The sequence below is a fragment of the Geopseudomonas sagittaria genome (genome assembly GCF_900115715.1).
Classification (GTDB): Bacteria; Pseudomonadota; Gammaproteobacteria; order Pseudomonadales; family Pseudomonadaceae; genus Geopseudomonas; species Geopseudomonas sagittaria.
In genome coordinates this window covers 33,362-45,128 of record NZ_FOXM01000024.1, presented here as the reverse complement: position 1 = coordinate 45,128, position 11,767 = coordinate 33,362, and the positions used below count along the sequence as shown (strand labels likewise).

Genomic DNA, 11,767 nt, shown 5'->3' with positions numbered 1-11,767 from the left:
CTGCGAGGACAGCACGTCGAGGCTCTGCGCGCGCGAGGTGCGCGGCGCCGCCTCGAGGGCGAAGGCGGTGATGCCGTGTCCGGCCATGCGCGCCAGGTTGTCGCTGTCGAACGGGTTGAGCATGCCGACCAGCACGGCGCCGGGCTGCATCAGGGCCAGTTCGGCGGCGCTGGGGGCGACCACCTTGAGCACCAGCTCGGCGCCGAGGGCGGCGGCGGCGTCGCCGAGGTGGGCGCCGGCGGCGGCGTAGGCGTCGTCGGGGATGCTGGCGGCAACGCCGGCACCGCTCTGCACGATGACCTGGTGGCCCTGGGCGAGGAGTTTCTTGACCGTTTCCGGCGTGGCGGCCACGCGGGTTTCCCCGGCGTGGGTTTCGAGCGGTATACCGATTTGCATGAGCAAATCTCCATTGGCAAACGAAATTGTTGTTGTTCGTCGCTCCCGCAGGACGCCAGATCCGCTGGCTAGAGGGCCGGTGGCGCTGTGCGCGGACCGGCGGCGGGGCTTTGTTGCGCGGGATTGTGCCGGGGCAGGTACTTGCGGTTCAACTGTTTTGGCATGAAACGAGACGAAAATTGCAAGTCGACTTTGGCCGAAATGAGGTGTTTTTCAGTCGAAGGTAGTAGGCGAGCGGACGGCTTGCTTTACAGTTTACTTATAAATATATTGTATTCAGGTTAAGTGTTTGGAGCTGCCATGCCTGTCGCCTGCGCCGATTTCGCCCGCCTGCGTGCCAATGCCGAGGCGGCCAGCCAGCTGCTGAAGGTTCTGGCCAATCCGGATCGCCTGTTGCTGCTCTGCCAGCTGGCCGAGGGCGAGCGCAACGTCGGCGAGCTGCAGGAGACGCTGGGCATCGTCCAGCCGACCCTGTCGCAGCAGCTCGGCGTGCTGCGCCGCGAGGGGCTGGTGGCCACCCGCCGCGACGGCAAGCAGATCCACTACCGCATCGCCAGTGCCGCCGCGCTGGCGGTGATCCACACCCTGTATCAGCAATTCTGCTCGGAGGAGCGACCATGACCATCGACTGGGCCAATTTCACCCCCTGGAGCGCCCTGGCCGGCGGCATTCTGCTCGGCCTGGCCACCGGGTTGTTCGTCCTCGCCAACGGGCGCATCGCCGGGATCAGCGGCCTGCTCGGCAGCCTGCTCAACCCGAAGGCCAGCGGCCGCCTGGACAGCCTGCTGTTCGTCCTCGGCCTGCTGCTCGCCCCCTGGCTGTGGCAGGCGTTCGCCGCGCTGCCGGTGATCGAGATGCAGGTTGGCGTGCCGGGACTGCTGCTCGCCGGCCTGCTGGTCGGCTTCGGCGCGCGCCTGGGCGCCGGTTGCACCAGCGGTCACGGCATCTGCGGCCTGTCGCGGCTGTCGCCGCGCTCGCTGGTGGCGACCCTGAGCTTCATGGCCACCGGTTTCGCCACCGTCTACGTCGTCCGCCATCTGCTGGGAGCTGGAGCATGAACCGTCTGACTGCATTCATCGGTGGCCTGTTGTTCGGCATCGGCCTGCTGCTGGCCGGCATGGCCAATCCGGCCAAGGTGCTGGCCTTCCTCGACCTGGCCGGCAACTGGGATCCGTCGCTGGCCTTCGTCATGGGCGGCGGCATCGCCGCGGCGCTGATCCCCTTCACCCTGGCCAAGCGCCGCACGCAGTCGCTGGCCGGCTGCCCGATGCAGCTGCCGAGCAAGCGCGAACCGGACCGCCAACTGGTGATCGGCAGCCTGCTGTTCGGCATCGGCTGGGGCATCGCCGGCATCTGCCCGGGGCCGGCGGTGGTGGTGCTGGGCAGCGGCAACGCCGCCGTCCTGCCATTCGTCATCGCCATGCTGGCCGGCATGGGCCTGTATCGCTGGTATGAAGCGCGCCGCGCGTGATCCGCGCAAAACGGCTAGGCTAGAGCCCCTGCCGGCCTGTGGGCCGGCTCCAACGTGATCCTGTCTCTATGGAAAGGGAGCAATACCTGATGATGAACAAACTGATCGCCTGCACCGCCGGCCTGCTGCTGACCGGCGCCGCCGGCCTGGCCGTGGCCCAGGTCAGCCCGGAAGACCAGATCGAATACCGCAAGGCCGGCTACAGCTTCATGGCCTGGAACATGGGCAAGATCAAGGCGCAGGCCATCGACGGCTCTGTGGCCTACGACCAGGCCCAGGTGGCCGCCGCCGCCAACGCCATCGCCGCCATCGCCAACTCCGGCATGGGCGCGCTGTACGGTCCGGGCACCGAGCAGTCGGTGGGCGACGAGAAGACTCGGGTCAAGCCGGAGTTCTTCACCCAGAAGGAAGAGGTCGCCAAGGTGGCCATCGCCTTCAACCAGGCCGCCAACAACCTGGCCAAGGTCGCCGCCGAGGGTGACAAGGCCGCCGTGGCCCAGGCCTTCGGCGAGGTGGGCAAGAGCTGCAAGGGCTGCCACGACCAGTTCCGCATGGACTGACAGACCGTGTGACCGCGGTTGCGCTCGCGACGCTTTCACAGGGGCTGTATGGCCGTTTGCCTTGCATGAAAAAGGGCGACCCGCGGGTCGCCCTTTTTCGTTACCAGGCCGGCGCGCTCTGCACCGCCGGCGGGGGCGCCGGGATCCAGCCGCCATTGGCCGCCCACACGGTGGCGGCGGCGAAGGCCAAGGCGATCACCAGCGCCGGCAGGCTGCCGCCGCTGGCCGGCTTGACCGGCCGTGCGGCCGGCATCCGGCGCTTGCCGTGGAGCATGGCCTCGACCAGGTTCTCGCCGTGCACCAGGCGGTAGAACAGCAGTGCAACCAGGTGCAGGGCGACCAGCGCGATCACCAGCCACATGCCCTGGCGGTGCAGGCTGGTCAGGGTGCTGCTGGTGGCGCTGTCGACCAGCCGGTACAGCGGGCCGGTGAAGGCGATGTCGTCGTTGGCGACCAGGCCGCTGCCGACCTGGAAGCCGAGGGCAGCGAGCATCGCCAGCACCGACAGCCAGCCCAGCGGGCTGTGGCCGCCGCCGTGCCATTCGCCGCGCAGGTAGGCCGGCAGGCTGCGCGGCAGGTGCAGCACCTGGCCGAAGCGCACGTAGGTGGAGCCGAGCACGCCCCAGGCCAGGCGGAAGGCCAGCAGGCCGGCGATCAACAGGCCCAGGCGGCCGTGCCAGACCATCCAGTTGCCGCCGAGCCAGCCGGTGAGCAGGGCGGCGCCGACGCTGAGCGCCAGCGACCAGTGGAAGACGCGGGTGGGCAGGTCCCAGATGTGGATATGCAGGGTCATCAGCTTGTCCTTGCTGGCAGGAAGTCTTGCGGGCGCACAGTCTTGCCGGTGGAAAGTGCGGCGGCGCCCGAGAGGCGCCGCCATTGGAGGGGTGAGACCGCGTCGCTGGTCTGCGGTTCAGCCCCCGACAGGCTGCAGGTCGGCCGCGCGGCGGCGGCCTTTCTGCAGGACGTAGACCAGGGCGAACAGCAGGAAGCCCGGAATCCACATCAGCTCCTTGGGCCAGCGGTCGGTGGGCGCGCGCACGTCGAGGATCTGCTGGTCGAACTCCAGACCCAGGTCGGCGGCCGGGCTGCCGAAGGCGACGTTGTCGATCAGCGTCTTGCCGTCCTGCTGGTACAGCTGGATGCCCAGCTTGCCCAGGCGATCTTCACCATTTTCGCCGTCCGGCACCGGCAGCAGCACGGTGAAGGTGCGCGGATCGCCGAGGGCGTCCTCGCCGCGGATGCGCAGGCGCAGGCTGCTGTCCGCCTCGACCTCGCCGAGCGCCGCGGCCAGTTGCGCCGGCGGCACCTCGCGGTAGGGATCGTGGACCACGTCCATCCAGAAGCCCGGGCGGAACAGGGTGAAGGCCACCAGCAGCAGCAGCAGGTTTTCGTACCAGCGGCTCCTCACCAGGAAGAAGCCCTGGGTGGCGGCGGCGAAGATCAGCATGGCGATGGTGGCGACCACGAAGATCAGCACGCCGTGGGCGAAGCCGACGTCGATCAGCAGCAGGTCGGTGTTGAAGATGAACAGGAACGGCAGCACCGCGGTGCGCAGGCTGTAGTAGAAGGCGGTGACGCCGGTCTTGATCGGGTCGCCCTTGGACACCGCGGCGGCGGCGAACGAGGCCAGGCCCACCGGCGGGGTGACGTCGGCCATGATGCCGAAGTAGAAGACGAACAGGTGCACGGCGATCAGCGGCACGATCAGACCGTTCTGCTGGCCGAGGGTGACGATCACCGGCGCCAGCAGGCTGGACACCACGATGTAGTTGGCGGTGGTCGGCAGGCCCATGCCAAGGATCAGGCTGAACACCCCGGTGAGCAGCAGCATCAGCAGCAGGTTGCCCATCGACAGCAGCTCGACCAGGTCGGCGAGCACCAGGCCGACGCCGGTCTGCGACACCGCGCCGACGATGATGCCGGCGGCGGCGGTGGCGATGCCGATGCCGATCATGTTGCGCGCACCGGCGATCAGGCCCTCGCGCAGGTCGACGCAGCCGTCGACGAAGTTGCCGTGGGTGCGCCCACCGTCACCGCGCAGCCAGCTGAGCAGCGGGCGCTGGGTGAGCAGGATGACCATCAGCATCACCGAGCCCCAGAACGCCGACAGGCCGGGGGACAGGCGCTCGATCATCAGGCACCAGACCAGCACCACCACCGGCAGCAGGAAGTGCAGGCCGGAGAGCAGCACGGCGCGGGTCTCGGGCAGCACTTCCAGCGGCTTGTCCGGGTCCTCGGCGGGCAGCGGTGGGTTGCTCGCGGCGATCTTCAGCAGGCCCAGGTAGGCAACGGCGAGCAGCAGGCTGACGCCCGGCAGGGCGTAGGCGCCGAGCGCCGGCTTGAGCCAGCCGAGGCCGTAGTAGACCGCCAGCGACAGGCCGGAAATCAGCGCGACGCCGAAGGCGAAGCCGGTCAGGCGGCGCAGCCACGGCTTGGCCTGGCGCGTGCCGATCGGCTGCATGCCGAGCTTCAGCGCCTCGAGGTGGACGATGTAGAACAGCGCGATGTAGGAGATCGCCGCCGGCAGGAAGGCGTGCTTGATGATCTCCACGTAGGGCATGCCGACGTACTCGACCATCAGGAAGGCGGCGGCCCCCATCACTGGCGGCATGATCTGGCCGTTGACCGAGGAGGCCACCTCCACTGCGCCGGCCTTTTCCTTGGAGAAGCCGACCTTCTTCATCATCGGGATGGTGAAGGTACCGGTGGTCACCACGTTGGCGATCGACGACCCGGATATCACCCCGGTCAGCGCCGAGGACACCACCGCGGCCTTGGCCGGGCCGCCGCGCAGGTGGCCGAGCAGGCTGAAGGCCAGCTGGATGAAGTAGTGGCCGGCACCGGCGCGCTCGAGCAGCGCGCCGAACAGCACGAACAGGAACACGAAGCTGGTCGACACGCCGAGGGCGATGCCGAACACGCCTTCGGTGGTGATCCACTGGTGGTTGGCCAGCGCGGTGAAGCTCACCCCGCGGTGCGCCAGCAGGTCGGGCATCCACGGGCCGGCGACGCTGTAGACCAGGAACAGCAGGGCGATCACCGCCAGCGCCGGGCCGAGGGCGCGGCGGGTGGCTTCCAGTAGCAGCGGAATGCCGACGCAGGCGGTGACCAGGTCGAGGGTGGTCAGGTTGCCGGGGCGCTGGGCCAGCTGTTCGTAGGCGATGAACAGGTAGGCGGCGCTAGCGCAGGCGACCAGGCCGAGGGCGATGTCGGCGAGTGGCACGCGGTCGCGCGGCGAACGCTTGAACGCCGGGTAGGCGAGGAAGGCCAGCAGCAGGGCGAAGGCCAGGTGGATCGAGCGGGTCTCGGTGTCGTTGAACACGCCGAAGCCGAGCACGAAGGGCAGCGGCGAGGCGATCCACAACTGGAACAGCGACCAGGTCAGGGCCAGGCCGGCGATCACCGTGGCCATCGCGCCCACGGGCAGGCGGCCGCCCACGTCCTGGGCGATCAGTTCCTCGGCGGAGAGTTGCTTGTCATGCATGGGGTGAACCTGCATCGGAAAACGGATAACGCCAGAACCCGCGGCCTCGCGGCACGCGGGTTCTGGAAGGAAACGGCATGGCGGGCGCTACTAGCAGCGTAGCAGCGCCCGGCGCAGGTGGAGCGGGCGGCGCTTACAGCCAGCCGCGCTCCTTGTAGTAGCGCGCGGCACCCTCGTGCAGCGGGGCGGACAGGCCGACCTTGATCATCTCCTCGGCCTTCAGGTCCTGGAACGCCGGGTGCAGGCGCTGGAAGCGCTCGAGGTTGTCGAACACCGACTTGACCAGCTGGTAGACCACTTCCGGATCGGTCTTGGCGCTGGTGGAGAGCACCGCCTTGCCGCCGATCGACGGGGTCGCCGCGTCGTTGCCCTTGTACAGGCCGCCGGGGATCTCGGCCTTGGTGTAGTAGCTCTTCTCGGCCAGCAGCTTGTCGATGTCCGCGCCGGTCACCGGCACCAGCACGGCGTCGACGGTGGTGGTGGCTTCCTGGATCGCGCCGTTGGGATGGCCGACGAAGTAGGTCATGGCGTCGATGTTGTTGTCGCCCAGCGCGGCGGCCTGTTCGGCCGGCTTGAGCTCGGCGGCCAGGGAGAAGGCCGACTTGTCCCAGCCCTTGACGCGCAGGATCTCGTCGAGGGTGTCGCGCTGGCCGGAGCCCGGGTTGCCGATGTTGACGCGCTTGCCCTTGAGGTCGTCGAAGCTGGCGATCTTGGCGTCGCGGCGGGCGAGGATGGTGAACACCTCGCTCTGCAGGGAGAACACCGCGCGGATGTCGTCCATCGCGCCTTCGGCCTGGAACGGCGCCTCGCCCTTCATCGCCTTGTACTGGTGGTCGGACTGCATGATGCCGAAGTTGAATTCGCCGCTGCGGATGCCGTTGACGTTGGCCACGCCGCCGCCGCTGGCCGGAGCGTTGCACTTGATCTGGTGCTCGGCCGCGCCGCGGTTGAGGAACCGGCAGATCGACTGACCGGCCACGTAGTAGACGCCGGTCTGGCCGCCGGTGCCGATGGTGACGAACTTGTCCTGTGCCTGAACGGTGCCGCCCAGAGAGAGGCCTGCCAGTGTTGCCGACAGGGCCCATGCCAAGGTTTTGCCTTTCATGGAGGTGCTTCCTTCTTCTGATTGTCTGGATCTGCCGACATGCTTGTGGAACGCGACAGACGGGCAAGTTTACCTGCAAAAGAGTCCTGTTCCGCCAGCTGCGGGCGGAAAACCCTGTGCAGAGTGTAGAAGGTCGCGGCGCGGCGGGATTGCTACAGCGGCAGGGCCAGCAGCAGCGCGGCGCTGTGCAGGTCGGGCTGGCCGTCGTGGCGCTCGGGGCGGTACTTCATCTGGAAGGCGGCCAGCACGTTGCGCGTCGCCTCGTCCAGCTCGCCGTGCTGCGGCAGCGCGTAGCCGGCGCGCTCGAGCTGGTGCTGGAACCAGGCGACCTCCGGCACGCGGCCGTCGAGCTGGCGCAGCTTGTCCTGCACCACGGCGGCCTTGGGCCAGGGGATCAGTCCGGCGGCGGCGAGCTGGCGCCAGGGGAACAGCGGGCCGGGGTCGACCTTGCGCTGCGGGGCGATGTCGCTGTGGCCGACGATGTTGACCGGGGCCACGCCGTGGCGGGTCTGGATGTCCTTGAGCAGGACGATCAGGCGGTCGATCTGCGCCTGCGGGTAGGGGTGCCAGGTGCGCCCGTCCGGGCCGTCGGTGTAGCCGGGGTTGACGATCTCGATGCCGATCGAGCTGGCGTTCAGCCAGGTGCGCCCGCGCCACTGGCTGTCGCCGGCATGCCAGGCGCGGCGGTTCTCGTCGACCATGCGGTAGATCCGGCGGCCGTCGGCCGGCAGCAGGTAGTGGGCGCTGACGCCGCCCGTGGTGAGGGTCTGCAGCGAGCGCGGCAGGTCGCTGGAGGTGTAGTGGATGACGATGAATTCGACCCGGCTGCTGTGGTCGACGGAGCGCTGCGAGTCGTCGAAGCGCAGGCCGCCGGCGCAGCCGCCGAGCAGCAGGGTGAGGGCAAGCAGGGGGAGAGTCTTCATGGGGGGCAGGGGATGACTGTGACGCGGGCGTCCAGCATAACCCGTCCGCCTCAGTTCGCGTGTGGCAGGGCGATCAGCTGCTGGTCGCGCAGGGTGCTGGGCAGGCGGATGTCGATGGCGACCGGCAGGTGGTCGGAGATCGGTGCATCCAGCACCTGCATGCGCTCCAGGGTCAGCTGCGGGCTGAGCAGGATGTGGTCGATGCAGCGCTGTGGCTGCCAGCTGGGATAGGTGGCGCAGGTCTGCGGGGCGATCAGGCCGAGGTCGCGCAGCGGCGAGTGCTCGAGCAGTTCGCTGGCGTGGGTGTTCATGTCGCCCATCAGCACGCAGTGGCGATAGCCGTGGATCAGCTCGCGGATGTAGGCCAGCTGACGGGTACGCGCCTTGCTGCCGAGGGCCAGGTGCATCATCACCACCGCCAGCGCCTCGGGGCCTTCGCCCAGGCGCAGGAGGATGGCGCCGCGCCCGCGCGGGCCGGGCAGCGGGTGGTCTTCCAGCAGGCTGGGGCACAGGCGACTGAGCAGGCCGTTGCTGTGCTGGGCCAGCGGGCCGAGGTTGCGGTTGAGCTGCTGGTACCAGTAGGGGAAGTTGCCGAGCTGGGCGAGGTGTTCGACCTGGTTGACGTAGTCGGAGCGCAGGCTGCCGCCGTCGACCTCCTGCAGGGCAACCAGATCGAAATCGGCGAGCAGGGCGCCGATGCGCTGCAGGTTCACCGCGCGTTCGCGGTGCGGCAGCAGATGCTGCCAGCTGCGGGTCAGGTAGTGGTGGTAGCGGCCGGTGCTGATGCCGACCTGGATGTTGAAGCTGAGCAGGCGCAGGCACTCGCCGAGGCCAGCGTCGCCGGTGGCCTGCGGATTGCGCCGCGCGGCCCGGCTGGCGGGCGCGCGGGCGGTGATCCAGCGCCTGAGCATGGGCGCCTCGCTTACTGGGCGGGGGCGGGCTGGGCAGCGCGCTCCTTGGCGATCAGGTGGTCGGCGACCTGGATCGCGCCGCCCGGGCCGCCGGCGCTGCCGAGGTCGAAGCGGTACTTGCCGTTGACCACCAGCACCGGTACGCCGGTGATCTGGTAGGCCATGGCCAGCTTCTTGGCCTTCTCCATCTGGCCCTTGATGGCGAAGGAGTTGAAGGTGCTGAGGAACTTGTCCTGGTCGACGCCCTGGCTGGCGAGGAACTCGGCCATCTCCTCGGGCTTGGCCAGCTTCTTGCCTTCGCGGTGGATGGCGGCGAACACGGCGTCGTGCACCTTGGCTTCGACGCCCATGGCCTCGAGGGTCAGGAACATCTGGCCGTGGGCGTTCCACAGGCCGCCGAACAGTGCCGGGATGCGCACGAAGTTGACGTCTTCCGGCAGCTTCTCGGCCCACGGCTGGATGGTCGGCTCGAGCTGGTAGCAGTGCGGGCAGCCGTACCAGAACAGCTCGACCACCTCGATCTTGCCGGGCTTGGCCACCGGTACCGGGCTGCTCAGTTCGACGTACTGCTTGCCGGCCTGGATGTCCTCGGCGTGAGCGGTGGCGCCGAACAGGCTGAGGCCGGCCAGCACGGCCGAGAGGATCAGGTTACGCATGCTTGACTCCTGAACAGGATGACGGGGGTTGCGGCTGGCGATTGGACACCGGCGACCGCGGACGAATTCCCAGCGATTGTAGGCGAGACGGGCAAAAAAAAGGGCGGCCGAGGCCACCCTTTTGTGTTGCGAGCTACTGCAAGGCTGTTTAGTGCAGGCCCTGGATGTAGCTGGACACCGCTTCGATGTCCTTGTTGCTCAGCTTGGCAGCGATGGAACGCATGATCATGCTGTCGCCGTCGTTGGTGCGGTTGCCTTCGCGGAAGTCGGTCAGCTGCTTGGCCACGTACTGGGCGTGCTGGCCGTTCAGTTGCGGGAAACCGGCCAGATCGTTGCCGCGGCCGTCCGGAGCGTGGCAACCGGTGCAGGCCGGCATGCCGGCTTCCAGGTTGCCGCCGCGGAACAGCGCTTCGCCACGGGCGACCAGCTTGGGGTCGGCCTGACCGATGGTGCCCTTCTGGCTGGCGAAGTAGGCGGCGATGTCGGCGAGGTCCTGATCGCTCAGGTTGTCCAGCAGGCCGGTCATCTCCACCACGGGACGCTTACCACCCTTGATGTCCTGCATCTGCTTCAGCAGGTAGCGCTCCCCCTGGCCGGCCAGCTTCGGGAAGTTCGGCGCCACGCTGTTGCCATCGGGGCTGTGGCAGGCGCCGCAGACGGCTGCCTTGGTCTGTCCGGCGGTGGCATCACCAGCGGCGTGGGCCACACCGGTCACGCCCATGGTCAACAGCAGACTCACGAGTAGTTTGTTCATCAGCTAATCCAACTACGGCTAAGGGAGAAAGGGGTGTCGGGCTTACTTGGCCGCGCTCATCCACTCGATGACGGCCTTGTAGTCCTCGGCGGTGCAGTCCATGCACATGCCGCGCGGCGGCATGGCGTTCAGACCGTTGGTAACGCTTGCGACCAGTGCGTCCATGCCCTTGGCCAGACGCGGTTCCCAGGCGGCCTTGTCGCCCTTGACCGGTGCTGTGGGGATGGCGCCCATGTGGCAGACGCCACAGGCCTTGTTGAACACCGCTTCCGGATCCTGGGCAGCCTGCGCGGAGGCAGCAGCAGCGACGAGCGACACAGCAAGCATCAGTTTCTTCATGGTCGACCTCATTTACATCAGGGGGAAACGGCCCGGCATTCTGCTGGCTGGGTCCGTCCGGCTGGACATCATCACTTGGGAATAAAGCGCACACAAAATCCGTGGCATTATATACAGGCGACGTCAAAACGGAAACGGAACCGCCATCCGTGACACTTGGTCGCAGCCCACTCCAGTACCAGCCTGCAACGCGTTTCCGGCGCAGGCGCACAACAGGCCCACGCCATGTCCGTCAAGAATCCCATCCTCGGTCTGTGTCAGCAGTCCGCCTTCATCAAGAGCGCCGCGCAGGTCGACCAGTGTCCGCCGGACGTGGGTTACGAGGTGGCCTTTGCCGGGCGCTCCAACGCCGGCAAGTCCAGCGCGATGAACACCCTGACCCACGCCCGTCTGGCGCGTACCTCGAAGACCCCGGGGCGGACCCAGCTGCTCAACTTCTTCCGTCTCGACGACGAGCGCCGCCTGGTCGATCTGCCCGGCTACGGCTACGCCAAGGTGCCGATCCCGCTCAAGCAGCACTGGCAGCGTCACCTCGAGGCCTACCTGGGCAGCCGCCACAGCCTGGTCGGCGTGGTCCTGCTGATGGACATCCGCCATCCGCTGACCGAGTTCGACCGCCTGATGCTCGACTGGGCGGTGGCCAGTCGCCTGCCCATGCACATACTGCTGACCAAGGCCGACAAGCTGACCTACGGCGCGGCGAAGAACGCCCTGCTCAAGGTGCAGAAGGATATCCGCCAGAGCTGGGGCGACATCGCCAGCGTGCAGCTCTTCTCCGCGCCCAAGCGCCTGGGCATCGAGGAGGCCCACGCGGTGCTGGCCGGCTGGATGGGCTTGCTGGCGGAAGACGGCGAGGCTGCCGACGACGGCGCGGCGGCGCAGGGCTGAGGTTTCGCCCAGGCAAAAAAAAACCCGGGCTTCCGTGGGGGGCTGGAAGTCCGGGTCTCAACACCGGATCACCAGGGCGGGGTAATCCGGAGTTCTGCCAACATCAGGTTCTGCAAGAACCATCCAACGAGGGGTCTGCCAACCACTCCCTAAATCCGACTGCCCGCCATGGCGAAAGTTCAGCCGTTGGTCGGGTGATTGGCAGTACCCCGGCGCGCTCTGAGCCTGTTCACGATCTCGCGAGCTAGAGCCAGGCAAGGCGAAATCGGTTGAGGAAGCG

Annotated in this window: 13 protein-coding genes and 1 pseudogene; 5 read left to right on the top strand and 9 right to left on the bottom strand. The window is 67.8% G+C overall.

The genetic code is table 11. The annotated features are described in order from the left end of the window. Positions 1–396: pseudogene (locus tag BM297_RS20030) on the bottom strand (NAD(P)(+) transhydrogenase (Re/Si-specific) subunit alpha); the annotation flags it as partial. Positions 397–696: 300 nt separating this feature from the next. Between BM297_RS20030 and BM297_RS20025 the strand changes: the two are divergent. The 4 genes from BM297_RS20025 to BM297_RS20010 all read left to right on the top strand — a co-directional run bounded on the left by BM297_RS20025 (position 697) and on the right by BM297_RS20010 (position 2,427). Then, on the top strand, positions 697–1,017 hold the full coding sequence (locus tag BM297_RS20025) for an ArsR/SmtB family transcription factor (protein ID WP_092435212.1): 321 nt from the start codon (positions 697–699) through the stop codon (positions 1,015–1,017). Further along, positions 1,014–1,454, top strand: a complete 441-nt coding sequence (locus tag BM297_RS20020) for a YeeE/YedE family protein (RefSeq protein WP_092435209.1) — start codon at positions 1,014–1,016, stop codon at positions 1,452–1,454. Before BM297_RS20025 ends, BM297_RS20020 begins: the two co-directional genes overlap by 4 nt. After that, entirely contained in the window at positions 1,451–1,867 is a 417-nt protein-coding gene (locus BM297_RS20015) for a YeeE/YedE family protein (RefSeq protein ID WP_092435205.1), read from the top strand. The genes BM297_RS20020 and BM297_RS20015 overlap by 4 nt, the downstream gene beginning before the upstream one ends. Positions 1,868–1,956: 89 nt before the next feature. Then, entirely contained in the window at positions 1,957–2,427 is a 471-nt protein-coding gene (locus BM297_RS20010; protein WP_394328027.1) for a c-type cytochrome, read from the top strand. Positions 2,428–2,527: 100 nt separating this feature from the next. Here the strand turns inward: BM297_RS20010 and BM297_RS20005 are convergent, their stop codons facing one another. The 8 genes from BM297_RS20005 to BM297_RS19970 all read right to left on the bottom strand — a co-directional run bounded on the left by BM297_RS20005 (position 2,528) and on the right by BM297_RS19970 (position 10,599). After that, positions 2,528–3,220, bottom strand: a complete 693-nt coding sequence (locus BM297_RS20005; RefSeq protein ID WP_092435202.1) for a cytochrome b/b6 domain-containing protein — start codon at positions 3,218–3,220, stop codon at positions 2,528–2,530. Positions 3,221–3,337: 117 nt separating this feature from the next. Beyond that, positions 3,338–5,911, bottom strand: coding sequence for a TRAP transporter permease (locus BM297_RS20000; protein WP_092435199.1), 2,574 nt, complete (start codon positions 5,909–5,911; stop codon positions 3,338–3,340). Between the two features lie 133 nt (positions 5,912–6,044). Continuing rightward, the gene (locus tag BM297_RS19995) at positions 6,045–7,016 is read right to left on the bottom strand and encodes a TAXI family TRAP transporter solute-binding subunit (RefSeq protein ID WP_092435196.1); all 972 of its coding nucleotides are present in this window, start codon (positions 7,014–7,016) and stop codon (positions 6,045–6,047) included. Positions 7,017–7,168: 152 nt separating this feature from the next. Next, complete coding sequence (locus BM297_RS19990) at positions 7,169–7,939, bottom strand: N-acetylmuramoyl-L-alanine amidase (protein WP_092435194.1); 771 nt, start codon at positions 7,937–7,939, stop codon at positions 7,169–7,171. A 50-nt stretch (positions 7,940–7,989) separates the two neighbouring features. Then, on the bottom strand, positions 7,990–8,850 hold the full coding sequence (locus tag BM297_RS19985) for an endonuclease/exonuclease/phosphatase family protein (protein ID WP_092435191.1): 861 nt from the start codon (positions 8,848–8,850) through the stop codon (positions 7,990–7,992). An 11-nt stretch (positions 8,851–8,861) separates the two neighbouring features. Beyond that, the gene (locus BM297_RS19980) at positions 8,862–9,506 is read right to left on the bottom strand and encodes a thiol:disulfide interchange protein DsbA/DsbL (protein ID WP_092435188.1); all 645 of its coding nucleotides are present in this window, start codon (positions 9,504–9,506) and stop codon (positions 8,862–8,864) included. A gap of 148 nt (positions 9,507–9,654) precedes the next feature. Next, complete coding sequence (locus tag BM297_RS19975; RefSeq protein ID WP_092435185.1) at positions 9,655–10,260, bottom strand: c-type cytochrome; 606 nt, start codon at positions 10,258–10,260, stop codon at positions 9,655–9,657. A gap of 42 nt (positions 10,261–10,302) precedes the next feature. Beyond that, positions 10,303–10,599, bottom strand: coding sequence for a c-type cytochrome (locus BM297_RS19970; RefSeq protein WP_092435183.1), 297 nt, complete (start codon positions 10,597–10,599; stop codon positions 10,303–10,305). 225 nt (positions 10,600–10,824) lie between these two features. On the opposite strand from BM297_RS19970, the gene yihA reads away from it, so the two are divergent. Then, a complete protein-coding gene (yihA, locus tag BM297_RS19965; RefSeq protein ID WP_092435180.1) occupies positions 10,825–11,487 on the top strand; it encodes a ribosome biogenesis GTP-binding protein YihA/YsxC in 663 nt (220 codons plus the stop codon). Positions 11,488–11,767: the final 280 nt, after the last annotated feature.